This window comes from Acuticoccus mangrovi, assembly GCF_016411865.1.
GTDB lineage: Bacteria > Pseudomonadota > Alphaproteobacteria > Rhizobiales > Amorphaceae > Acuticoccus > Acuticoccus mangrovi.
In genome coordinates this window covers 21,426-42,220 of sequence record NZ_JAEKJA010000009.1, presented here as the reverse complement: position 1 = coordinate 42,220, position 20,795 = coordinate 21,426, and the positions used below count along the sequence as shown (strand labels likewise).

The 20,795-nt window shown below is 66.2% G+C and carries 24 protein-coding genes and 1 tRNA gene; 5 read left to right on the top strand and 20 right to left on the bottom strand.

The window, feature by feature from the left end:
• Positions 1-2 precede the first annotated feature (2 nt).
• The 8 genes from JCR33_RS12055 to JCR33_RS12020 form a co-directional block, all read right to left on the bottom strand.
• Complete coding sequence (locus JCR33_RS12055) at positions 3-764, bottom strand: creatininase (protein ID WP_198882336.1); 762 nt, start codon at positions 762-764, stop codon at positions 3-5.
• A complete protein-coding gene (locus JCR33_RS12050; RefSeq protein ID WP_198882335.1) occupies positions 761-2,272 on the bottom strand; it encodes an amidohydrolase family protein in 1,512 nt (503 codons plus the stop codon). Before JCR33_RS12050 ends, JCR33_RS12055 begins: the two co-directional genes overlap by 4 nt.
• 5 nt (positions 2,273-2,277) lie before the next feature.
• Positions 2,278-3,357, bottom strand: coding sequence for an ABC transporter ATP-binding protein (locus JCR33_RS12045; RefSeq protein WP_198882334.1), 1,080 nt, complete (start codon positions 3,355-3,357; stop codon positions 2,278-2,280).
• On the bottom strand, positions 3,350-4,141 hold the full coding sequence (locus JCR33_RS12040) for an ABC transporter permease (RefSeq protein WP_198882333.1): 792 nt from the start codon (positions 4,139-4,141) through the stop codon (positions 3,350-3,352). Before JCR33_RS12040 ends, JCR33_RS12045 begins: the two co-directional genes overlap by 8 nt.
• Positions 4,138-4,968 (bottom strand): ABC transporter permease, encoded by an 831-nt coding sequence (locus tag JCR33_RS12035; protein WP_211110253.1) that lies wholly within the window; start codon positions 4,966-4,968, stop codon positions 4,138-4,140. The genes JCR33_RS12040 and JCR33_RS12035 overlap by 4 nt, the downstream gene beginning before the upstream one ends.
• A 47-nt stretch (positions 4,969-5,015) precedes the next feature.
• Positions 5,016-6,155: an ABC transporter substrate-binding protein gene (locus JCR33_RS12030; protein WP_198882331.1), complete on the bottom strand. Its 1,140-nt coding sequence runs from the start codon at positions 6,153-6,155 to the stop codon at positions 5,016-5,018.
• Positions 6,156-6,186: 31 nt separating this feature from the next.
• Positions 6,187-6,657: a nucleoside deaminase gene (locus JCR33_RS12025; protein WP_198882330.1), complete on the bottom strand. Its 471-nt coding sequence runs from the start codon at positions 6,655-6,657 to the stop codon at positions 6,187-6,189.
• Between the two features lie 440 nt (positions 6,658-7,097).
• Complete coding sequence (locus JCR33_RS12020; protein ID WP_198882329.1) at positions 7,098-9,011, bottom strand: mechanosensitive ion channel family protein; 1,914 nt, start codon at positions 9,009-9,011, stop codon at positions 7,098-7,100.
• Positions 9,012-9,446: 435 nt separating this feature from the next.
• Between JCR33_RS12020 and JCR33_RS12015 the strand changes: the two genes are divergently transcribed.
• A complete protein-coding gene (locus JCR33_RS12015; protein WP_198882328.1) occupies positions 9,447-9,644 on the top strand; it encodes a DUF2842 domain-containing protein in 198 nt (65 codons plus the stop codon).
• Here the strand turns inward: JCR33_RS12015 and JCR33_RS12010 are convergent.
• Entirely contained in the window at positions 9,578-10,168 is a 591-nt protein-coding gene (locus JCR33_RS12010) for a hypothetical protein (RefSeq protein ID WP_198882327.1), read from the bottom strand. The two genes, JCR33_RS12015 and JCR33_RS12010, sit on opposite strands and share 67 nt — an antisense overlap.
• 107 nt (positions 10,169-10,275) lie before the next feature.
• Between JCR33_RS12010 and JCR33_RS12005 the strand changes: the two genes are divergently transcribed.
• From JCR33_RS12005 to JCR33_RS11990, 4 genes are all read left to right on the top strand, one after another.
• Positions 10,276-10,352 (top strand) — tRNA-Pro (locus tag JCR33_RS12005).
• A 93-nt stretch (positions 10,353-10,445) separates the two neighbouring features.
• Positions 10,446-10,796: an Arm DNA-binding domain-containing protein gene (locus JCR33_RS12000; protein WP_198882326.1), complete on the top strand. Its 351-nt coding sequence runs from the start codon at positions 10,446-10,448 to the stop codon at positions 10,794-10,796.
• On the top strand, positions 10,759-11,685 hold the full coding sequence (locus JCR33_RS11995) for a tyrosine-type recombinase/integrase (protein ID WP_198882325.1): 927 nt from the start codon (positions 10,759-10,761) through the stop codon (positions 11,683-11,685). The genes JCR33_RS12000 and JCR33_RS11995 overlap by 38 nt, the downstream gene beginning before the upstream one ends.
• A 364-nt stretch (positions 11,686-12,049) precedes the next feature.
• Positions 12,050-12,475: a hypothetical protein gene (locus JCR33_RS11990; RefSeq protein WP_198882324.1), complete on the top strand. Its 426-nt coding sequence runs from the start codon at positions 12,050-12,052 to the stop codon at positions 12,473-12,475.
• A gap of 5 nt (positions 12,476-12,480) precedes the next feature.
• Here JCR33_RS11990 and JCR33_RS11985 read toward each other — a convergent pair whose 3' ends face one another.
• The 11 genes from JCR33_RS11985 to JCR33_RS11935 all read right to left on the bottom strand — a co-directional run bounded on the left by JCR33_RS11985 (position 12,481) and on the right by JCR33_RS11935 (position 20,583).
• On the bottom strand, positions 12,481-13,083 hold the full coding sequence (locus JCR33_RS11985) for an HNH endonuclease family protein (RefSeq protein WP_198882323.1): 603 nt from the start codon (positions 13,081-13,083) through the stop codon (positions 12,481-12,483).
• Positions 13,084-13,276: 193 nt separating this feature from the next.
• Positions 13,277-13,651 (bottom strand): helix-turn-helix domain-containing protein, encoded by a 375-nt coding sequence (locus JCR33_RS11980; RefSeq protein ID WP_198882322.1) that lies wholly within the window; start codon positions 13,649-13,651, stop codon positions 13,277-13,279.
• 7 nt (positions 13,652-13,658) lie between these two features.
• Positions 13,659-13,931 carry a spike base protein, RCAP_Rcc01079 family gene (locus tag JCR33_RS11975; protein ID WP_198882321.1) on the bottom strand — a complete coding sequence of 91 codons (273 nt, stop codon included), beginning with the start codon at positions 13,929-13,931 and terminating at the stop codon, positions 13,659-13,661.
• Positions 13,932-13,934: 3 nt separating this feature from the next.
• The gene (locus tag JCR33_RS11970; RefSeq protein ID WP_198882320.1) at positions 13,935-14,564 is read right to left on the bottom strand and encodes a P-loop NTPase family protein; all 630 of its coding nucleotides are present in this window, start codon (positions 14,562-14,564) and stop codon (positions 13,935-13,937) included.
• On the bottom strand, positions 14,564-14,857 hold the full coding sequence (locus JCR33_RS11965; RefSeq protein ID WP_198882319.1) for a hypothetical protein: 294 nt from the start codon (positions 14,855-14,857) through the stop codon (positions 14,564-14,566). Before JCR33_RS11965 ends, JCR33_RS11970 begins: the two co-directional genes overlap by 1 nt.
• Positions 14,832-15,269: a hypothetical protein gene (locus tag JCR33_RS11960; protein WP_198882318.1), complete on the bottom strand. Its 438-nt coding sequence runs from the start codon at positions 15,267-15,269 to the stop codon at positions 14,832-14,834. The genes JCR33_RS11965 and JCR33_RS11960 overlap by 26 nt, the downstream gene beginning before the upstream one ends.
• Positions 15,266-15,490, bottom strand: a complete 225-nt coding sequence (locus tag JCR33_RS11955) for a hypothetical protein (RefSeq protein ID WP_198882317.1) — start codon at positions 15,488-15,490, stop codon at positions 15,266-15,268. The genes JCR33_RS11960 and JCR33_RS11955 overlap by 4 nt, the downstream gene beginning before the upstream one ends.
• The gene (locus JCR33_RS11950) at positions 15,465-15,719 is read right to left on the bottom strand and encodes a hypothetical protein (protein WP_198882316.1); all 255 of its coding nucleotides are present in this window, start codon (positions 15,717-15,719) and stop codon (positions 15,465-15,467) included. The genes JCR33_RS11955 and JCR33_RS11950 overlap by 26 nt, the downstream gene beginning before the upstream one ends.
• The gene (locus JCR33_RS25325; protein ID WP_198882315.1) at positions 15,716-16,720 is read right to left on the bottom strand and encodes a C40 family peptidase; all 1,005 of its coding nucleotides are present in this window, start codon (positions 16,718-16,720) and stop codon (positions 15,716-15,718) included. Before JCR33_RS25325 ends, JCR33_RS11950 begins: the two co-directional genes overlap by 4 nt.
• A gap of 295 nt (positions 16,721-17,015) precedes the next feature.
• Positions 17,016-18,833 carry an ATP-dependent helicase gene (locus tag JCR33_RS11940; protein WP_198882314.1) on the bottom strand — a complete coding sequence of 606 codons (1,818 nt, stop codon included), beginning with the start codon at positions 18,831-18,833 and terminating at the stop codon, positions 17,016-17,018.
• Positions 18,820-20,583, bottom strand: coding sequence for an ATP-dependent nuclease (locus JCR33_RS11935; protein WP_232372532.1), 1,764 nt, complete (start codon positions 20,581-20,583; stop codon positions 18,820-18,822). Before JCR33_RS11935 ends, JCR33_RS11940 begins: the two co-directional genes overlap by 14 nt.
• Positions 20,584-20,795 lie beyond the last annotated feature (212 nt).

The following is a 20,795-nucleotide window of genomic DNA, read 5'->3' as shown; positions in this document are numbered from 1 at the left end:
CGTTACCGGAAGGCGCGCGGGATGAGGTCCGAAAATTCGGCGACGAGGGTGTCCACCACCGCCCGCCCCTTCTCGGCGGTCGCGGATTTCGCCGAGGACAACACACCGTGGCAGGGGATCGGCGCCGGGTCGATGGGGAACGTCTCGTAGATGGGGAAATCGGCGGGTGGATCGTCGGGGATCCTGTCGAGCCGCACGTGGGACGGGGACAGCGCCATCATCACCGAGGTCTCCATCACCGCGGCGTGCTCGAGGTCCCACGACAGGAGCCCGTCCGGAAACAGCGTCGCCTGGAGCTTCGCGTCGATCGCCATGTAGTAGGCGAGACGGATCACGCGAACATCAGTGATCCCGTCGCGGCGCAAGTTGACGAGCGCCCGCTCGACGCCCTCGACCAGGAAGGGCTGGTTCTCGGTGTGACCGTCGAGCATGACGATCTTCTTCACCCCGTGCCGGCCGAACTCCTCGACGATGTCGGCGACCATCAGCGCGTATGTGGAGCCCCAGAGGCTCGTCGTGCCGCAAAAATGGTTGCCGCCGCCGGATTTGGGCTGCGAGCGCACGCCATAGGTGAAGGTCGGCGCCACGATCCCCCCGAAGGCGGGCACGAAGCGCTCGGCGAGCATCGTCGGGATCATCGCGTCGGTGGCGAGCGGCAGATGCGGCCCGTGCTGCTCGAGCGCGCCGCAGGGGATCACCACGATGGGCGATTTCTCCCGGACAAGCGCCTCGTATTCGGTGAAGGCGAGGTCGGCCATTCTCATCGGAACGCGGGCTCCGTGCCGAGGCGGTGCATGCCGATGTCGGTCTCGGCGGCGCGGCGGTGGATGGCGGCGAAGAAGTCCATCATGCGCTCGTTGTCGATCTCGGTCCTGGCGTGGCGGGCAAGGTATTCGGGCACGATCTGCCGCAGTTCCGCGAGCAGCTCGGCCTCGTTCACCCGCGTCAGGGTGCCGTGTTCCATCACCTTCTCCCCGTCCACATAGACCGCCTCGATGGACGAACCATTCTCCGAATAGACGAGGTGGTTGAGGATGTCGTTGAGGGGGGTGAAGTTCGCCGTGCGCATGTCGAGCACCAGAAAATCGGCGCGCTTGCCCACCTCCAGCGAGCCCGTCACGTCGCCGAGGCGGGCCGAGCGCGCACCGCCGAGAGTGGCGGCTGTCAGCACCTCGCCGGCGGTGAGCCAGCGCGTATAGTCGGGCGTTCCGATCTTGTGGGTGAGGCCGGCGGCCTTGACGACGTCGAACATGCGCGGCGCGTCGGCGGTCGACACCCCGTCGGAACCGAGCGCGACGTTGACGCCGGCTTCGAGCTGCCGCTTCACCGGCGCGAGCCCCGACCCGAGCTTCAGGTTCGACAGGATGTTGTGCACGATGGAGGCACGCGCTTCGCCCAGAAGCCGGATGTCGTCGTCGGTCACCCAGATGGAGTGGGCGATGGTGACCCCGTCGTGCAGGACGCCTATCGCCTTCATGTGCTCGACCAGCGTCTTGCCGTACATCACCGGGCCGGTGATCGCCTGGAGCTTGGTCTCCACGATGTGGGTGTGGAGGGGCGTTCCGTTGGACCGGGCGAGCTCGTCGATGGCCTGGAACATTTCGGCCGTGCACCGCTGGGGCGCCGACGGGGCCATCATGAAGTTGAGCCGGCCTTCCATGCCGTGGAGCTTGGCGAAGGCCTCCCGGGCGAAGGCCATGTAGTCGGCGACGGCGGGCACGGCGACGGCGTCGCACTCGGCCTGGAGATCGGCGGGCACGATCTCGCGGGCGAAGGGGATCGTGTCGAGGAAGGGCTTGTCCATCACGTGGCCGGAGATGGTCGCCCGCATGCCGACGTCGCGATAGGCGTGGAAGACGGCGGCGAGACGGCCGATGTCCTGCTTGGGCGCCTCGTAGATGTCGTCGGTGTGGCAGGTGGAGCCGGTGCGCAAGCCCTCCGCCGCCGACAGCATGGTGCGCAGATAGACGAGCCGCTCCGACGCCGCGCTGGCGCCGACGATCGGATAGGCGAGCAGCATCCACAGTTCGAGCGGCAGGTTGTCGTAGCGGCCCTTGAAGAGGCCCTCGCTCGAATGGATGTGGCTGTTGACGAGGCCCGGCATCACCAGCCGGTCGGTGCCGTCGACGATGGTGTCGCCGGGCTCCGGCGTCAGCCCGGCGCCGATGGCGGCGATCGAGTTGCCGACGACCCGCATCGATCCCGTCGCCGGGGTGAGGCCGCCCGGCCCGCCGACCGGCAACAGCGTCGCGTCTTTGATGAAGAGAGGCATGGGGACTACTCGGGCAGAATGGTGGCGTGCTCGAGCGGCCAGGAGAGACGCACGCGGGTGCCGCGTTTCAGCGACAGGCGTTCGATCTCGTGCTGCTGCTTCTGCACGAAGAACTGGGAGCCGTCGTGGAGCTCCACGTAGAGGGTGACGACGGCACCCGTAAAATCCTCGGTGACGAGGCGGCCCTCGACGGCGGTGCCGTCGGTCGCCTCCCCCGCCGGCTCGACGGCGATCCAGTCGGCCGGGATCGAGAGCGCGCCGGCCGCCCCCTTGGCGCGGCTCCCGGTGGCTTCGAGACGGCCGACGGGGGTTTCGAGCACCACCGTCCCGTCCTTTTCCTCCACCACGGTGCCGCCGACGACGTTGGAGGCGCCGATGAAGTCGGCCACGAACCGGCTCGCCGGGGCGCGGTAGATTTCGCGCGGGGCGCCGATCTGCTGCACCCTCCCCTCGCTCATGATGACGACGCGGTCGGCGAGCGCGAAGGCCTCGGACTGGGCGTGCGTCACGTAGACGAAGGTGATGCCGAGCTCGGAGTGGAGGCGGGAGAGTTCGCCCTGCATCCGGATGCGAAGGTGGGCGTCGAGGGCCGACAGCGGCTCGTCGAGGAGAAGGACTTCCGGTTCCAGCGCCAGCGCCCGGGCGAGCGCCACGCGCTGCCGCTGACCGCCCGAGAGCTGATGGATGCCGCGCTTTTCCATATGGGCGATGCCGAGGCGGTCGAGCCATTCGAGCGCCTTCTTCCGCCGCTCGCCCGCGGACATGCCGCCGCGCTGCTTGAGGCCGAACTCGACATTGCGCCGCACGTCGAGGAAGGGGAAGAGCGCATAGCTCTGCCACACCATCGGCATCTCGCGCTGCCAGGGCGGTACGTCGTTGATGGGCCGGCCCCAGAGGCGGACCTCGCCGGCCGTCGGCGTTTCGAGGCCGGCGAGGATGCGCAACGTCGTGGTCTTGCCGCAGCCCGAGGGGCCCATCAGGACGATGAACTCGCGCTTGTCGATGGCAAGGTCGATGCGCTCGACCGCGACGTCGGCGCCGTAGCGCTTTTCGACGGCGTCGAGGGTGAGGATCGGCTCAGACATTTCGGCGGGTCTTCCGGAAGGAGTAGACGGCGGCCTGGGCGATCAGGACGAGGGTGATCGTCACCAGGAAGACGAGGCTGCCCACGGCGTTGATGCGCGGGCTGACCTGGCCCTGGAGCATCGCGAGGATGCGCACCGGCAGGGTTTCGTTGATGCCCGAGACGAACCAGGCGATCATGAACTCGTCGAACGAGACGGCGGCGGTGATCGCCATCGCCGAGAAGATCGCCGGGCGGCAGAAGGGCAGCACCACCTGGCGCACCGTCGTCATGCGGGTGGCGCCGAGGTTCCAGGCGGCGGGCTCGATGTCGGGGTCGAGATCGGCGAGGCGGATGCGTATGAGCGCCATCGCGAAGGGCGCGCAATAGACCGTGTGACCGAGGATCACCGCCTGCAGCGTTCCGGCGAGGTTGATCTGCGCCATGAAGGTGAGGTTGGCGATGCCCAAAATCACCACCGGCACCGTGGGCGGCATCGCCGCGAGCGCCAGAAACCCCATCTTGCCGAAGAACTTGAAGCGATAGTCGGTGTAGGCGGCGCAAAAGCCGAGGATGGTCGAGATCACCGCCGTCGCCACCGCCACGATGAGCGAGTTCTTGAAGCCGGTGTGGATCGTCGAGTCCGACGCGATCGCCTCGTACCATTCGAGGCTGAACCCGCTCCAGGGGAGCGAGGGGAACCGGTCGGCGTTGAAGGAGAACACGATCAGCGTGACGATCGGCGCCAGGATGAAGACGAAGATCGCCGCGAGATAGACGGAGAGGATCTTGTCGCCGCGGGTCATTTCTTCCCCCTCTTGGCGTAGGCGAGGCTCGTCATCAGAAGGAGGACGGCGACGAGGGTGACCACCATCGTGACCGCCACCACCGAGGCGCGCGGCCAGTTGTTGCCGGACTTCACCTGGTCGGCAATGAGGATCGACAGCGTCGGCGGCTTGGAGCCTCCGAGGAAGAGCGGGCTCACATAGTCGCCGAACGAGAGCAGAAAGCCGAAAGTGCCGGCCATGATCAGCCCCACCTTGGCTGACGGGATCACCACCTTGAACACCGCCTCAAATGGCGGCACGCCGAGGTTGGAGGCCGCCTCCATCAGCCGCTTGTCGACCTGCGACAGGGCGAGGAGCTGGACGAGGATCACGAGCGGCAGCGTCAGCGTCAGGAAGCCGACGACGGTGGCGAAGGAGGTGCTGAGCATCGTGATGGGGCCGAGCCCCACGAGGCCGAGGGCCGAATTGATGATGCCGTGCTCGGCCAGAATGATCTGCAGCGAATAGATGCGCACGAGGTAGCTCGTGAAGAACGGCGTCACCAGGAACACGATGGCGAGCTGGCGCACCTTGGGCCCGGCGCGGAAGGCCAGGAAATAGGCCGCCGGAAAGGCGAGCACCGACACCACCAGCGCGTTGACGGTGGCGAGCGTGAAGGTGTGGACGTAGGCGTCGTAGAAGAAGCCGGCGTTGTAGATCCGCTCCCAGTTGGCGGTCACGAAGTCCCGCGTCAGGCGGAAATTCTTCACCCGCCAGAACGACATCCACACGAGGAAGACGAGCGGCGTGATGAAGAACGACGCCTGCCACACGAGCGGCGGCAGGATGAAAGCGGCGGGAAACATGTCCCGCCGCTTCGTGGGGCGACCGTGCGCCATGGGTCCCGCCGGCCTCAGAGCGACTTGAATTCCGTCCAAGCGTCGTTCCAGGTCTCGATGTCCTGCTGAACGGGCGTGCGGCGGATGTGGATCTTGCCCTCGGCGTATTCGTCGAGAACGTTGCGGTCGTCGAAGGTCATGCGCAGGCGCACCGCCTCGTCGGGGTGCTCGGCGTTGAGCATTTCCCAGCCGGGCTTCGAGGGGATCGACGCGTTGTAGGCGGGCATCATCGCCGAGCGCATCTGGCCTTCGGCCGAGGTCATGTACTGGATGAAGGCCTTGGCGAGGTCCTTCTTGGTGGAGCCGGCCATGATGGACATGGATTCGGTCCACTGGATGCCGCCCTCCTTGGGGACGGTGGCGTCGACGGGCACGCCGTCCTTGGCGAGCAGCAGCGTGATCCAGTCGCCGATGCCCGGAATGCACTTCGCCGCGCCCGAGGTGAGCGAGGAGAAGGTGTCGGCCATCGAATAAAAGCCTGACGATTGCGGGGCGAGGGAGAACAGCGTCTCCTTCAGCTTGTCGAAGGCGGCATCGTCGATATCGAAGGGCTTTTCGTTGCCGTTATAGAGGGAGAGGCAGCCCATCGACGGCAGGTACCAGTCGAAGAAGCCGACGCCGCCCTTCACCTTCTCGTCCCACATGATGGCGTAGGACTCGACCTCTTCCTTGGTCAGCGCATCGGTGCGGTAGGCGAGGCCCAGATACCCGAAGCGGATGATCATCGAGTAGAGCTTGTCATCGAGCCAGTGGCCCGGGAACTTCTTGAACTCGGGGAAGAGGCTGTCGAACGGATAGTCGGCCGGGTCCATCTCCTCGATGAAGCCGCCGTCGCGCAGCATGACTACGTACTCGGCGTCCGACAGCACCACGTCGTAGGTGCCCGGCGGCGACTGGTTGACGAGCGCCAGCATGTTCTCGCCGCCGACATACTCCTTCGCGACGACGTCGACGCCGTACTTTTCCTCGAAGGGGCCGACGACGGCCGGGTCGGCGTGACCGGGCCAGGTGAGGATGTTGAGGGTTTCCTCGGCGTGGGCCCGGCGGGGGCCGAGGCCGGTGGCCGCCATCGCGCCGAGCGCGGTGGAGCCCGCCAGGAACTGGCGCCTCCCGATACCGCGGGACCAGAAGGCGAAGGGGTCGACTTTTGTCATTGCTCTCTCCGTCGTGAAGCGATTGAGCGCGTCAGAAGCTGCGGAAGGTCGGCGCGCGCGACCAGTCCTCGAGCACCCCGTGGGCGCTCTCGCGCATCAGCGGCTCGTACGGTGTGGCGCGATCGGCCGGCCGGCTCTTGACCAGCGCCTCGAGGGTGGCGATGTCGAACCCGAGCGCTTCGGCATCGGCCAGCGTGTTGGCGTAGTAGACGCGGTCGATGCGGGCCCAGTAGATGGCCGCGACGCACATCGCGCAGGGCTCGCACGTGGTGTAGAGCGCGGTGCCCGACAGATCCCACGTCCCGAGCCGGCGACCGGCGTCGCGGATCGCCTCCACTTCGCCGTGGGCCGTCGCGTCGTAGGCCTCGGCCACACGGTTGATGCCCTCGCCGATGATCATGCCGTCCTTCACCACCACCGCGGCGAATGGTGCGCCTTCACCCGTCTCCACCGCCTCGCGGGAGAGGTCGATCGCGCGCTGCATGAAGGGATCGTAGATCATGGCGATGTGCGTCCTTTCGCCCCGTCGAATTGCAACCTTCGTGCCATTCAAGGGGTCGGACGCGCTCTTTTAAGGAGCGAGTTAATCGATGTGGGACAGTCCCATCGCGGCCGCGCGACCGGCCATCGGTCGGCTCGGATCATGGATCCGTCGCCATGGCTGCCGAGCCCCGTCCTGCGGCCGAACCCGCGCCGGAGGGAGGCGCCGGGGTGGCGGCCGGCGGGAGCTCGCCTCCCTCGCGAGCGTGGCGCCAGCGACCTTCCGCCCTCCCCGCCTCCTCTTCGCGTTCGCCGGCATCACGGGCCGCAGATCGTTGGCGCGACGTGGTTCACGACCCACCTCGACCACGACATGCACCCGATGAACCCGCGACGGCGCCCCGATCGACGCGGGACGGCACCCTCGGGCCGCCCTCGCCCACCTGCCGGACGCGGGATCTTCTACCGCTGCGGCTCCGTGCGCTCCTCGTCCGCCGGCTCGGGGGTGGTCGCCCCAGTGGTGGTTGCCCCAGTGGTGGTCGTCTCTGTGGTGGGCGTCTCGGGAGCGGACGCCTCGGCGTGCTCCTCCTGCGCGTCGGAGAGGCGCTCGGCGCGGCTGCGGCGCATCGCGGCGTCGGCCTCCGTCTCCACCGAGCCTTGCGGCGGATAGGGCACCGTCCCGGCGAGGGCGAGCACCTGCGCCTCGGACAGGAAGGGGAAGGGCAGCGTGCCCTTCTGCCGCCAGCCGTCCACCGCCTCCACGGCGTGCCGGCTGCGCTCGTCGTCGAGCCCCTCGTCGCGGCTCATGTAGAGCCGCGAGGCGGGCACGGCGAAATCGGTGCCCGCCTCCGCCACGATCTCGCAGACACGCAGGAAGACGTCCTCGCGGATCGCGTAGAAGTCGTTCCACTCACGCGTCTGGGCGTAGATGCGGATGCCGATATTGAGCGAGGAGTCGCCGTAGCCGGTCAGCCGGATGCGGATGGAATCGCTCTCGATCCGTGGGTGCCCGTGGGCCATCTCGCGCAGCTTGGTGAGGACGTAGCGCAGCTGATCGGGCCGCGTCTCGTAGCGCAGCCCCACCGTCTCGTTGATCAGCATCCGGTCGCACTGCGCCCAGTTGATGATCTCCATGTCGGCGAACTTCGCGTTCGGCACCGAGATCAGCGTGCGGTCGAGGCCGCGGATCTGGGTGGAGCGGATGCCGATCGCCTCCACTGTTCCCATGTAGCTGCCGAAGCTGCAGAAATCGCCCACCCGCACGGGCTGGTCCGCAAAGAGGACGATGCCGCCGATGAGGTTTTCGAGCGACGGCCGCACCGCGAGGGCGACGGCGAGCGAGCTGACGCCGAGGCCGGCGACGACGCTCATCACCGGCAGGCCGAGCTGCGTCGCCCCCGCCCCCAGGATGACGAGGACGCCGATGGCGCCGACGATGCGGGCGCCGAGCTTCACGAGGCTCGCGTTGAGGCTCTCCTTGATGCCTTCCGGCGTGCTCGAGAGCCAGCTGAAGCCGCCCGTCACCACCACCCAGAAGAGCCAGGCGAAGGTCAGATAGTCGAAGACCACGGCGGCGATGCCGACGCCGTTCGCGAAGTCGCCGAAGATGTTGAGCTGATTGTCGAAGAAGGAGCCCAGCAGGCGGATTACCACGAGCGCGAAGAGCGGCGGGAGCAGCCGCCGGACCAGTCGGAGCGAGCGGCTGTCGCCCGCCCCCGGCCAGACGGCGGCGGTGAAGCCGAACACGATCGCGAGCGCCGCCCCCATCGCCGCGAGCACGGTGGCGACCTTCCACACCGGCGTGCCGTGCCAGAGGATGCGGACGTCGCCGGACATCCCCCGCACGAAATCGGCAGGGATCAGCGGCCCCGTCACCTGGGGCCATCCCCGGCTCCACGTGCTGAAGGCGAGATCGGACTCCATTTCCACATCGCTGAGCGCGCTCGCAAAGCGCGGAGCGGCGCGCACCGTCGTGGCGGAGAACAGGAACTCGCCCTGCCGCGGCCCGTCGTCGAGACGGACGAGACGCAGCGGGGTCAGCGGCAGGCGCCAGCTCGCGTTGGCATCGTCCACGAACGCATCCGCTCCGGGGATCTCGGCCTCGGCGGGGAGGCCGACGCGCGCCACGATGTCGAGGAGGGCAAGCCCGGTCCGAAGCCCGGTCTCCCGTCGCACCGCCGGCGACACGCCCGACAGGTCGATGAGCGATATCAGCTGGTCGAACAGCAGGTCGATCTCGGCGAGCCGCTCGGCGGACTTGTCGTTGCGATAGTCGAGCACCGCCGTGTCGAGCGCGGTGGCGAGGTGGCGCAGCGTCTCGATCGTCAGGCGCGGGCTGCCGGTGCGCACGGGGCGGGGGTGATCCGCGCCGGCCATCCCCGTGGTTTCTGTATTCGTGCCCGCGCCAATGGCGGGCGGAACGTCATTTCCCCCTTGGGCCAGGCATTTCCCGCCGGCCATTGCCATGATCACCCCCACCGCGAGCGTCATTCTTCTCAACAGACTGCGCAATGACATCATGGGGAATACTTGATCCTCTTCGATCTGGCCGCGGACACGTCGACAAACGGCGTCAGCGGCCACAAACGGAGCCGCAATCCGGCCGCAATGTTGAGGGCCTTCCGGCGAGCCGTCTTAGATCGACGATGGGGCGATCGCAACCGAGAGGGCGTTGCGCGGGTCGTCTCGGGCGCCCATTCATGCGCGGGCGCTGGACAAGGCGGCGTGTCGAGGTCCACTCCATCGGCCGAGCGGCCGGGACCGAAGCGCGGCCGCCGCGGGACGGATCCGCCCGAAAGCCGAGGAGAGTGAATGCACGTCCGCGTCAAGAAGCTGATCGGAACCCTCGCGACGGTGGTGTTCCTGATCGTCTACTGTCTCATGGTGATGGTGCTGGCGGTGAAGCTGCTGCCCGGAACGAGCGGTGTCGTGCAGCTTCTCTACTACGTCGTGACCGGCCTCATCTGGGTCATCCCGGTGGGTGCCCTCATCTCCTGGATGCATCGCTGACCCGGTCGGCGCCGGCCGACTCCCACCGCGACGAGACCGAAGAGCAGCATTCCGCCGAAGAGCGCCACGAGGTCCGCCACGAGCACGCCCGCACCGCCGCTCGCCTCGCTCTTGAACGCGAGCCGCACCCGCGGTCCCGTGAGCGTGCCGCCGATCGCGGTGAGCACGCGATGGGCGGCGGCGACGTCGGCCGACGCCAGCCGCAGCCGCACCCGGCAGCTGTCGGCCCACACGGCGACGGCATCGGCGACGCGCGCCGCGAGCCCCTCCCCGGCGACGGCCGCCCCCGGCCGCGGTCTGACGAGAGCCGCCGCCCGATCGCTCCCCAACGTGGCGAGGGCGAGCTCGAGAGCCCGCAGGACCTCCGGGCGCCGCAGGTCGATGTCGGTGGAGCCGTCGCCCTCTCCCCCACCCGTCAGGAAGAGATCGAGCTGAGCGACAGGCAATGCACCGGCTCTCAGCCCGATGCCGCCGACGATCATCAGCCCGGCGATCGCAACCCAAAGGACGAGGCGCTTCGACATGCTTCCCTCCCCAACATGGCAAAGGAAGAATGACTGCTTATGCTTAATCACAGCTTACCAAGAGAGCGCTTGCGTCGGCGCGCCGAACCCGATACTCACCTCCCCGGCGGAGCGTAGCGCAGCCTGGTAGCGCACTTGACTGGGGGTCAAGGGGTCGTAGGTTCGAATCCTGCCGCTCCGACCAAATTCGCCCAGGGTAGATGCGGCTTTCCAGATTGGGGGCCATTGACGGCAGACTCGGCGGACGGCATTGGGGGCCACCACCGAGCGCTTTGCGATGCCTGTCACGTTCACCGACCGCTTTGTGAAGAGCCTTGAGAAGGAAACGGCGCGGAAGGAATTTTTCGACGCCGGCTGCGAGGGGCTGCGCGTGCGCACCGGCCCCCGCGGCCTCGCCTTCTCGCAGTCCGTCCGGATTGACGGCGGCAAGCGCAAGCGGATCGCGGTCGGCACGTATCCAGCGCTGCCGCTCAAGGAGGCTCGCGCCCTCGTCGGTTCGGGGGCCGCAATCGAGCGCGCCACGGCGGCCCCCGACGAGGCGGAGCCGGCCCCCCAAGGCCCGGGCCGGCACGCTCCTCGAGCTGTGCGAGATGAAGCTCGATGCGATGGTGGCGGCCGGGCAGCGTGACCACGAGGTCTACCGGCACTTCCTGGTCGGCGGTCCCGCTTCGGCCGTCGCGGTGATCGGCGGCGACACCCCCGCCGCCAACGCCACGCCGGATGACGTCACCGACTGGCTGCGGCGGCTGAACGATCGCGGCGTGAAGCCGCGTCACCCGCGCGCCCACCTGCACGCGGCGTTCGCGCACGCGATGGCGGCCGACTACGATCCGACCCGGCCCGTCGCCGCGGTTCGGTTCGGGATCAGGGCAAACCCCGTCACGTCGGTCGGCGGACCGCGCACGAGTGGCGTGCGCGAGCGGTTCCTCGCGTTTGAGGAGCTCGGCAAGGTCTGGCACGGGTTCGGCGGCGCCGACATCGCGCCGACGATCACCGCCGCCATCCTCGGCATCATCGCCATGGGCGGCATCCGCGTCGAGGAGGTCGCCTTCGCGCGGGGCGACCAACTGTTCGAGCGCGACGGCCGCACCTGGATCGCTTGGGCGAAGACGAAGAACGGCCGGGCGCAGGAGCTCCCCGTCACGAGCCACGCGCTCGAGATCTTCACCTGGTCGAAGCGGATGACGGGCAACTCGCCGTTCCTGTTCCCGTCGCCCGGCCGGGACGACGCGCACATCACCGGCAACGCACTCCCCCGCGCCGTGCGACGCTGGTGCGAGACAACCGAGATGGAGCCCTGGCAGCCGCGCGACCTGCGCCGGACGATGAAGACGCACCTCAACGACCGCCACCCGGATCTTCGCGCCATCGGCGCCGTCGACATGTGGCACAATCACGGGCTTACCGCCGGCGTGTCGGGGCGGCATTATGATCGGGCGACTTACACCGACCCGAAGCTCGCGGTCGCTACGGCGATCGATGGCTTACTCGACAACCTCCCTCCGGATGCGAGTTGAAACAGTTTGCTACAATTCCGTCTCAGCAGTATTCGGAGTCAGTTCATTCGTCCAGTACTAACGCCCGCTAGCTAAAATTGATGTGGTGCCCCATATGCAATTTATCGTAATAGCTCTCCTTGGATTTACCATTATAAATTCTATCGGCGTTCTGTCTGCCTGTTTGGCCCCTCTTAATTTATTTAACCGTCTGCCCTTCGATGTTTTGGTGATTGTGCTAGGCAGTGTAAGCCTTCTTGTTTTGTCCTTCGAAGCATCTCGGATCATAGCGTCCAATGCTCTCGTTTACGAGAGACTGAAGACCCAAAATTCGATAAGTAATATTCTAGATTTTCGAGTATCAAGTGTTGAAAGAGGCTTCTGCATGACTCTCGTCAGGTCTGCGATGAGTCCAGCTAGCTTTGACCGCGATGTCGTGGATCATCAGCGCGCCTGTGAATGGTATCAATCCAATGTAAAACCCGAGATAGAACTTGTGTCGATTGACAATCTGCCGAAGCTCGAATTGATCACGATGCTGGCCTCGTTCCCCCAAGGGATAGAGGACAGGTACGTTTTGAACTTAAGAGACGAATTATCCGAATTGCTCATTGATTATACGCGTGTAAGGCAAGCGTATCTTGCTGCAAATAGTGCGGCAGAGGTCTCCTCATGGGAAGAAGGAACTCGGATTATTCTCCCGTTCATCATTTCCATAGCCACGGCCCTTGCATTGTCAGCGCTATTTATTTCCAACGTGTCGCATGAAACCGGTCCCTGCGGGGCGAACAAAATGACCAATTCTGACTAAGAATCTTAATCGCCGTCGTCCATCATTCCGCATGTAATGCACTTTACACCATTCCAGCCAGTAACTCCGCATCGGGGGCAGTCCCAGCTCATATCAATCTTGTCGCCTTTCGGGCGAATTCCTCGCATTCCTCCGGGCCCTTGCAGATAGTAGTAATGGGCGTCTTCGCCCAAAACCGTCAGCCACGGCGCGATCATTAGCGACCTCCCCTTCATCTCCGCCGGGCGGTTTTCTTCATGGAAGTGTAGGACGACGTCAGCCAGCTTTTTTTGCTGATCGTTGGTAAGAGAACCGGCTTCGTGAGCAATCAATATTCGCTGGATAGCGCTATCAATCTGTCGTTCGGTGGCATAGCGTTGGGCAAGATCTTTCGCGCGGCCTGCCAACAAGGATGCGCGCTCAAGCTCCATCTGGATTAGAGGAGATGGAGAAAAAACATGCCCGGCCTTGCCTCTGTTGCATATTGGGTGTGCCGGCATCCAGTTCTCGAATGAATTAATTTCAAAGCCCTCAGGTCGACCAAGCGACACGAGTATCGAAGAAAGCTCATTAGAGCCATTCAGATGCTCCGGTATGATATGATCAATCTGAACATCACTGAGCGACACCGGCGCGCGGCAAATCCAGCAGCGTTCGCGGTGTACGGTGAATACCGCATATCTCTCAGCGTTGCTAAATCTGTACGTAGACAGAGACTAAAATCCCGCAATTTTATATCGCTTACAGGGACGACGAGGGTTTCATACCATCGGGCGAAACAGTCCTGATGTAAACTGTTTCAGCCGGGCGCCACAGAGACCCTCAGGCGCGCGCCTCCGTAGACGGCCGCCCACGCCGCGACCGCGTTGGCGGGACCATCTCGCATGGACGCAGAGACGCGGCAGCCTCGGCCGAGCGGACAGCGTCCTCGACCGAGGTAACGAACATGTCGAACGCGCCATCGTCTCGACGGTCTTCGATGGTCGCGCAGGCATGCCGGATTGTGGCACGGTCCCGGCCGACGAGGGCGCCGACGGTTGCATAGTTGAGGTTGAGCATCGTGTTCGCGAGGTAGCACAGGAGCTGCCGCGCGAAGGCTACGTGCGCGTGGCCGCGCGTCGGGCACTCAAGATCCGCGACTCGGACGCCGGCGGCCCGCGCGCACAGGTTCTTGAGGAAATCGAAGTCGTCGCGCAAGCGAGCCTCAGATAAGGCCGACGAGGTTGGCCGCCGTCGTCCCGGTCGACCACACACGCGTTACGGTCACAGGGAGTACGCTGCCGGCTGCGAGTGCAACAAAGGTCGCGGTGCTACCGTCAAGCGCCGTGAGCTTCACGTCGCCGGCGTTGCCGACGTAGAGCGCACGAGCGACCTCGCCGAGGTCGGCGGTGTCGCTCGGGGCGATGACGACGACGCCACTCGCCGGCGACTGAAGGCTGCGCTCGAGCCGCGCGTTCCGGTCCGGGATCGCGACCATGGATCAATCCTCCCCGAGGTTGCCGGCGCTTCCGCCGATGGTGGTGAGTGCGACGGCGAGGACCGCGGCGGCGACGTCGGCCGGAGCGCCGGCGACCGTCACCGTCGCGTCTGCCGGCACGCCGTGCTCCGACGCATGATCGGCGGCGAGGTCGCCGCGGCCGGCGAGGCCGACGACGACGCCACCAAGCTCGTGCACCGCGTCGGCCTCCTCGGCGAAGCGGACGGAGTCGTTGACCGGGACGAGGCCGGCGGCGACGCAATCGGCAGCCTCGCGGCGCCACCAGCGCACCCACAGGTCGGTGGCGATGAGGTTGCGGCCCCACTCGGTGCCGAGCGTCTGCATGGCGTAGGTCGGCGTCCGGCCACCGAGGACCGCGCACGGGACGCGCTTGAGGTCGCCGTCCAGCTTGCGTCGGATCGTTTCGCCGTCCACGCCGAACGCCTCGTAGAGCGCCTGCATCATCGCCTTGATCGGGGTGGAGATCGGCACGACGACGAACGGCATGCTGGCGGCGAGCGCTCGAGCCGTGGTCGACTTGCCGACCCCGCCGGGACCGGCGAGGCCGACCGCCGCCGGCATGGTCGCTGCGGGGGCGGCCGGCGGGTGCGGCGGCTGCGGGCACGTCGGCATCAGCCCCTCCCTCGCACGTCAAGCCGGCCGGCGATCACCTCGAGGCGCTGAACCGACCCGCGCACTTCGCGGAGGTCGGCGAGGACGCCGCGGACGTCGTCGCGCATCTCGCGCACGTCGTCGCGGACGTCGGCGACGGCCGCCTCGACGCCGCATGCCGTCGCGGTCGCGTCGCCCGCCGGCGCCTTGCGGTGGCCGAGCACCGCGGCGCCGACCCCGACGACGACGGTCCCGATGGCGCCGCCGAGCGCGAGGAGCGCCCCCACGTCAATGCCGGCGAGCGAGTCGAACATCGGCTCCGGACCTCCATGCTGCGATGAGGTCGCCGAACGCGAGCACGAGATAGGTCGTGACCGCGGTGCTCGCGGCGGCGGTCGCCCCGGTCGCGATCGGTGCTGCGAAGAGGATCGCGAGGCTCATGAAGACGGCCGCGCCGAGAACGGCGCCGGCCGCGCGGAACCGGTGCGAGTACGGGATGCGTCCGTTGACGAGGAGCGCAGCGACGCGGGCGGTACCGATCACAGCGACCGGAACGCCGAGAGCCGCCTCGCCGCCGATCCATCGAGCGAAGGCAACGAACCCCGGCGAGATGGCGAAGGTGTTACCGGGAAGCATGAGGACGACGGCAATGCCGAGAAGGACGAGCGAGGCGACCCATTCGTTGAGCCGCCCGTGCGCCGTGACGCCGACGAGAAACCGCGTCACGACGGCACCGCCGGCGGCCGAGGATGCCCGCACACGGCGACGCCGGCCTCGATGGTGGAGTCCACCCACCGCTGTCCCACGCGGGTGTCGGCGCGGACGGCATACGGCACCGGCCGGATCACGGCACACTCGCCGGCGATGGTCGCCGGGCGCACCGACTGGCACCCGCCGAGCGCCAGCGCGAGGAGCGCCGCGCTAGCGGCAACGACCGGTCGCGACATCCCACTTCCTCCCCAAGTCGTAGCAGGCGTCGACGGATCGATCGGCATCGGCGGCCGCACGGGCGGCACGCTCGTTCTGCGCGTCAACCGCCTCCACGGCTGCGCGATGCCCGGCGCTGCGGCCTTCCAGATAGACGGCGGCCATGAGCGCCACCGCGACAACGACGGCGGCGATCGTGAGGATTAGGCGCGCGTGCTCGAGGGCGGCGGCGATGACAGCGAGGATCACGCCAAGCTCCCGCGCCTGGCGCGCCACACGAGGAAGCCGACGAGCGCGAGAAGCGCCACAAGTGCTGCGGCGCCGATGATAGGACCAAGGCCGGCGGTGCCGGCGGCGAGGCTCCCGACCTCGCGAACGACGCCGTTGACCTGCCCGAGCGCAGCGCTGGCCGCGGCGACCGCGGTGGCGCCGCCGACCACGCCGCCGGCCGCGGCGGGTGCGGCGGCCCGCTCGGCGTCGGCCTTCGTGGCGGCGGCGGCGACGGCCTGCGCCAGCGCCCCCGACGTCACCGGGCCGACGATCCCGTCCACGGTGAGGTTGCGCGTGCGCTGCAACGCCTCGACCGCCGCGCGCGTGGACGGGCCGAACCAGCCGGTGCCGGTCAGCGTCGGCCTGATCCCGACGCGGGTCAGCGCGCGCTGGAGCTCGGCGACGTCCTCGCCCTCGTCCTGGTAGCGGAGGACGCGGTCGCCGAGAGCGGCTTTCGGCGCCGGCCCGGCCGCGGCGCGCGCCTCGGCGGTGAGCGGGATGCCGGCCGGCCAGACGAAGCCGTTCGGAAGAACCTGGTCGATCCGCACCGTGGAGACGCACACCTCGTCATCAACGTTGCCGTTGATGACGCGCATGACGGTGGTGTCCACGCGGTCGACAATGAACACGTGCCCGTAGGTCGGGTTGCTGCCACGCGGGATGACGCCGAGGGCGCCCTTCACCGGGTAACGCAGCGGGGTCCCGTAACCGATGATGGACCGCGCGAGCGCCGAGCCGGTCCCCTCGCCGCCGCACGCGATGATCGCGCCGTTGACGGCGACCATGCACCAGGCGGTCGCGTCGTGTCTGTACCAGCCGACCGAAGCCTCGCCCCATGCGACAATGAGCGGGTTGTCGCCGGAGCCGGGCACTTCCTTGGTGCCGACAAAGGCCCGGAGATACTCGAGGTGAGGCGTCGATGACGCGAGGATGACCGTCTTGCGGTCCTCGTCTAAGCCGGACCAGAGGCATATTGACATTGATGCGGGCTCCAGCGTTGACGCTGTCGACGACAGCTGCCTAACACTCTACCCAAAAACACCCTGTTACTGTCATTAATGACAGTGAAGGACGCTTCGAAGTGCTGGGTTATTCACGCTTTTCCGCATGATGCGGTTACGAGTGGGATCAGTAGATGAACCCATTCCGACCGTTTAGTGCTTTGTTAAGCGATGCCCAAAGCGGACGTCCGTTGTTTCGGATTCAGGGGAGGAAATTGCAGAATGGATCTGCCAGGACTTCGATCGCCTGAGCCTCACGCAATGACACTATAGTTTACTCGTCCTCCGCCTCCTCCATGCGCGCTTCGAGCTCGTTGAGGAACGGAGAGCGGCCCCAATGCATCCTTCCGCGAGGCGTATCGACGTAGCCGGAATAAAGCATGTGGACCTCGTCGCGAGCGCGCGTGAGACCGACGTAAAATAGCCGGCGGCTCTCGCGGCGAGCAGCGGGCAATTCATTGCGCCATGGCAGACTGCCGAGGTCGAGACCGACCATGATCACGACGTCATATTCACACCCCTTCGCGGAGTGAAGCGTCAGGAGATTGAGGTGCAATGGCGAGCCATCTCGCCCGCCGAGACTTGCCAAATCGAGATCGGCAAGCGTACCTCCGACAGCGAGGGCTGCCGTCATCCGATCCACCTGCTCGCCCTGATCGGCGAGGCTGGGCTCGCCAGCCATCAGTGCGTCTAGCATCCCAGCCCGAAGCGCCGCCACGAAATCCCGAGCGAGCCCCGCCTCGACGCGAAGCGACCAGAGAAGCTGCGTTAGACGCTGCGCTTCATCGCGCGCTTGGGCCTCGGGTATTCGCGCGCGATGAAATCCCAACCAACGATCCAGCAGCCCGCGCAACTGCGGCCGGGCCTCGCGCCAGCCGCCCGCGCACCATGCGGCGCAATCTTCGATCCAGCTCGTGAGCGCGACCTTCCGGTAAGGCGCGGCGGTGTCGACACGGACAAAGTCGAGGCCTGCGGCGGCCACCGCTTCCGCCACCACGTTTCCGGCCCGATAGTCGCGATAGAGGATGGCAATATCGCCGAGCGCCCGCCCGGGCTTTCCTGCGAGCGCTGCGGGGATGATCTCTTCGATTGCGTGGGCGGTCTGCCCTTCGAGACCGTCAGCGCATTGCGTGAACTCGATGGCAGCCGGCCGGTCCGGGTCGTTGGACTGATAGCCGCGCGCTTCGCCTAACGCCATCTCGGAGGCGCTGACGATCCGGGACGCCGAACGATAGTTGAGTTGGAGCTGCACCCGCTCGACGTCGTGCCGCTCGGCAAGCTCCTGCAGGAGCGCTCCATCGGCTCCAGTAAAGCCGTAGATCGACTGGTCGGGATCTCCCACCGCAAAGAGCCGAACACCGCCGTCGAAGGCCACGCGCTTGACGATGCGGTGCAGGGCCACGCCGAGGTCCTGATATTCGTCGACGGCGAGGACGGGGAATTTCGCCTGCAGCAGCGGGAGCACCCAATCGTGCTCCGAGACGAGCCGTTGCCCGAAGACGACAAGGTCATCAAAGTCGATAAGGCCTATCCTCCGCAGCTCAGCCTCGTATCCTTCCGCCCACGCGGCGAGCTCTTCCTGGCTGCTCCAGGCAATGGAGGTTCGGTCGAGAACTGATCGCCTGTGCCTTCCAAGGTCCATCGTCTTGTTCGGATGACCGACACCGAACAGTCTGTCGCCCACTCGCTTCATGGCCTGGTCGCTCTGCCGGCCCGTGGCGACTGCCAGCGGGAACGGCACCGGCAACTCGGCAAGCCGGCCATACGGCATGAGGAGATGCCGCAAGCAGAAACCGTGAACGGTGCCGATGAAGAGATTGGATGCCTCGCGCAGACCCAATCGCTCGAGCCGGCGCGTCAGCTCGCGAGCGCATTCCTGGCTATAGGTGATGCACGCCGCACCACGTGGTGCGCGCACGTCCTCGGCCATGATCCTCGCCAGCTTGAGCACGAGTGTCTTGGTCTTGCCGCTGCCGGGACCTGCCAGCACGACACAGTGGCCCGTCGAGTCATAGGCCGCCTGCTGACCCGGGTTGCCAGCAAGATCTCCCGCCTGGGCGAGATAGGCAGCGCTGACGCTACGCAACGGCATCGCGGATATGCTCCAATGCCCGCCAGATGTAATCCGGACACGTATCCACGTCGACGTGGCGCGCGAGCGCCTGGGCAAAACGTCCCTTGCCGATCCGTTCGATGAGCGCGATCAGCGCATCCTCGTCGAGCGTGTCGGGGTCATCCACCCACCCTTGCAGCTCCTCGCGGGTGTCGTCGCCGATGCTCAGTTCTTCTTCGATCACCTCCTGCATGGCCTCTGCAAGGCCGCCGGTAAACAGCTCGGGTTCCAGCGTGTTGCTGTTGACGAAGTAGCCGAACGGCTCGGCTCGGGCGATCACGGCGTCCGCCTCGAGACGCCTGTAGCTGACGCCTTCTTCGCGCAATTGCAGGACATTGATCAGACGACGCCGAACCCGCGGATGGCTGGCGCCATTGGGGTCGCGGTCCGTCAGGATCACATGCGGGATGTTCAGGCCGTTCGGGCCTAGCAGCTTCACGTAGGGCGTGAAATTCGTGCCGCTGACCGAGCAGACCGTGATGCCGAGCATGTCGAGCGGGATGCCAAGCGCCTCGGCAAAGGCCGGCACCAAGAAGCGCTCCGCGTCACCCTCGACCAGGACGACACCGCGGGCGAAGAAGATCTCGCCGCGGCTAACATCGATGTAGCGCTGAAGGTCGGCCTCGTCGCGCGCGGTGAACGGCGCCGTGGCAGTCGAGATGGCGATCGTTGCGTTCGTCGCCGCGTCATGGCGAAGCAAGACGATCGAGCGGATCGGGGCAACGCTGGCGATGTGGGGTGAATGCGTCGTGAGGATCGTCGTCAGCGGCGGCGCATCCTCCTCCTCGTCTGCACCCGTGCCAAGGAAGTAGCGATAGACAAGACGCTGGACGTGCGGATGAAGGTGCGCCTCCGGCTCTTCGACGACGAAGAACGTGTGGTCGCGTTCACCGTCCGTTACGAGCCGATCGAGTTCGAGACTCTTCAGCGCCATGAAAATCAGATTGGCCGTGCCGAGACTGGCGTCGGCAATCCCGCGCGCGCCATTGTCAATCAGGAGGCGCAGGCTGCGCAGCAAGGCGTCGACCCGCGTCGGCGCAAGACCGAGCGTCAGCGGAACCGCATGCTGCTCGCCCGCGATGGCGATCAGCCGCTCGCTGATCCGCTCTGCCGTGGCGACCACTTCGGCATGGGTCTCCAACTCGGCCTGTGCCTCGTTCACCTGCTCTTGAATTTCCGCGCGAGCATACTCGTCCAGGGAGGTTGAAAGCTCTTCAATCAACGGCCTTAGCGGCGAGTTGCGCCAGCTCGCCAGATCCTTCTCGGCATCGCGTAGCGCAACCTGCACGTCGAGCGGCAGCATCCGCCGCAGCGACGGCCCGATCGACATCTCGGGGTCGTCTCCGCCGAAGATGATATACTCATAGTCAGCCAGGCTCTCCGGATTCCGTCCGAGATTGGCCTTCGGCTGAAAGCGGTAGGTGAGCCGCGCGACCATGGGCGGCCCGGGATCAATCACGCAGTCATTCAGATGCGCCATCAATCGCGGATCGTCGGTGAAGTCGGTCAGCTCGACAGCAATTTCGACCGATTCTCCGAGCTTGTCTCCGCCTAAACCATCCCAGAAATGTTCCAGACTGAGTCGGCGGTCGCGCTCTGACAGGCTCGGGTCCAGAAGCATTTGCAAGGCTCGGATGAAATTACTCTTGCCGACTTTGTTCTCTCCTACGATAACGATATTTTCGCCAGTAGAAACGCTCATCTCTGAAAAATTAGCAAAGTTACTCATCCTTATTCGTGAAATGCGCATATTTACCGCCCTGTTTCTATTGTCTCTCAGATCTGGATTGTCCTACGCTTAAACCGCTGCAACCATGCCGCCCGTCACACCGCTTTACGCCCGCCTGCCAGCCCCCGCTGCCTGACTGAACCTGGGGCACCCCGCCTCTGCGACCACGATCGGGCGCCCAAGGCCGAACTGCCTCAGCCAGGAGCGCTCGG

What these genes read in the sequence shown, in the direction of transcription:
- JCR33_RS25325 (WP_198882315.1), bottom strand. Translation starts at nt 16,720, where the DNA reads ATGTCAATATGCCTCTGGTCCGGCTTAGACGAGGACCGCAAGACGGTC.
- JCR33_RS11995 (WP_198882325.1), top strand. Translation starts at nt 10,759, where the DNA reads ATGAAGCTCGATGCGATGGTGGCGGCCGGGCAGCGTGACCACGAGGTC.
- JCR33_RS11935 (WP_232372532.1), bottom strand. Translation starts at nt 20,583, where the DNA reads ATGAGTAACTTTGCTAATTTTTCAGAGATGAGCGTTTCTACTGGCGAA.
- JCR33_RS12055 (WP_198882336.1), bottom strand. Translation starts at nt 764, where the DNA reads ATGAGAATGGCCGACCTCGCCTTCACCGAATACGAGGCGCTTGTCCGG.
- JCR33_RS12000 (WP_198882326.1), top strand. Translation starts at nt 10,446, where the DNA reads ATGCCTGTCACGTTCACCGACCGCTTTGTGAAGAGCCTTGAGAAGGAA.
- JCR33_RS11955 (WP_198882317.1), bottom strand. Translation starts at nt 15,490, where the DNA reads ATGTCGCGACCGGTCGTTGCCGCTAGCGCGGCGCTCCTCGCGCTGGCG.
- JCR33_RS12010 (WP_198882327.1), bottom strand. Translation starts at nt 10,168, where the DNA reads ATGTCGAAGCGCCTCGTCCTTTGGGTTGCGATCGCCGGGCTGATGATC.
- JCR33_RS12045 (WP_198882334.1), bottom strand. Translation starts at nt 3,357, where the DNA reads ATGTCTGAGCCGATCCTCACCCTCGACGCCGTCGAAAAGCGCTACGGC.
- JCR33_RS12020 (WP_198882329.1), bottom strand. Translation starts at nt 9,011, where the DNA reads ATGGCCGGCGCGGATCACCCCCGCCCCGTGCGCACCGGCAGCCCGCGC.
- JCR33_RS12040 (WP_198882333.1), bottom strand. Translation starts at nt 4,141, where the DNA reads ATGACCCGCGGCGACAAGATCCTCTCCGTCTATCTCGCGGCGATCTTC.
- JCR33_RS12025 (WP_198882330.1), bottom strand. Translation starts at nt 6,657, where the DNA reads ATGATCTACGATCCCTTCATGCAGCGCGCGATCGACCTCTCCCGCGAG.
- JCR33_RS12030 (WP_198882331.1), bottom strand. Translation starts at nt 6,155, where the DNA reads ATGACAAAAGTCGACCCCTTCGCCTTCTGGTCCCGCGGTATCGGGAGG.
- JCR33_RS11970 (WP_198882320.1), bottom strand. Translation starts at nt 14,564, where the DNA reads ATGCCGACGTGCCCGCAGCCGCCGCACCCGCCGGCCGCCCCCGCAGCG.
- JCR33_RS11940 (WP_198882314.1), bottom strand. Translation starts at nt 18,833, where the DNA reads ATGCCGTTGCGTAGCGTCAGCGCTGCCTATCTCGCCCAGGCGGGAGAT.
- JCR33_RS12015 (WP_198882328.1), top strand. Translation starts at nt 9,447, where the DNA reads ATGCACGTCCGCGTCAAGAAGCTGATCGGAACCCTCGCGACGGTGGTG.
- JCR33_RS12035 (WP_211110253.1), bottom strand. Translation starts at nt 4,968, where the DNA reads ATGTTTCCCGCCGCTTTCATCCTGCCGCCGCTCGTGTGGCAGGCGTCG.
- JCR33_RS11965 (WP_198882319.1), bottom strand. Translation starts at nt 14,857, where the DNA reads ATGTTCGACTCGCTCGCCGGCATTGACGTGGGGGCGCTCCTCGCGCTC.
- JCR33_RS11990 (WP_198882324.1), top strand. Translation starts at nt 12,050, where the DNA reads ATGACTCTCGTCAGGTCTGCGATGAGTCCAGCTAGCTTTGACCGCGAT.
- JCR33_RS11975 (WP_198882321.1), bottom strand. Translation starts at nt 13,931, where the DNA reads ATGGTCGCGATCCCGGACCGGAACGCGCGGCTCGAGCGCAGCCTTCAG.
- JCR33_RS12050 (WP_198882335.1), bottom strand. Translation starts at nt 2,272, where the DNA reads ATGCCTCTCTTCATCAAAGACGCGACGCTGTTGCCGGTCGGCGGGCCG.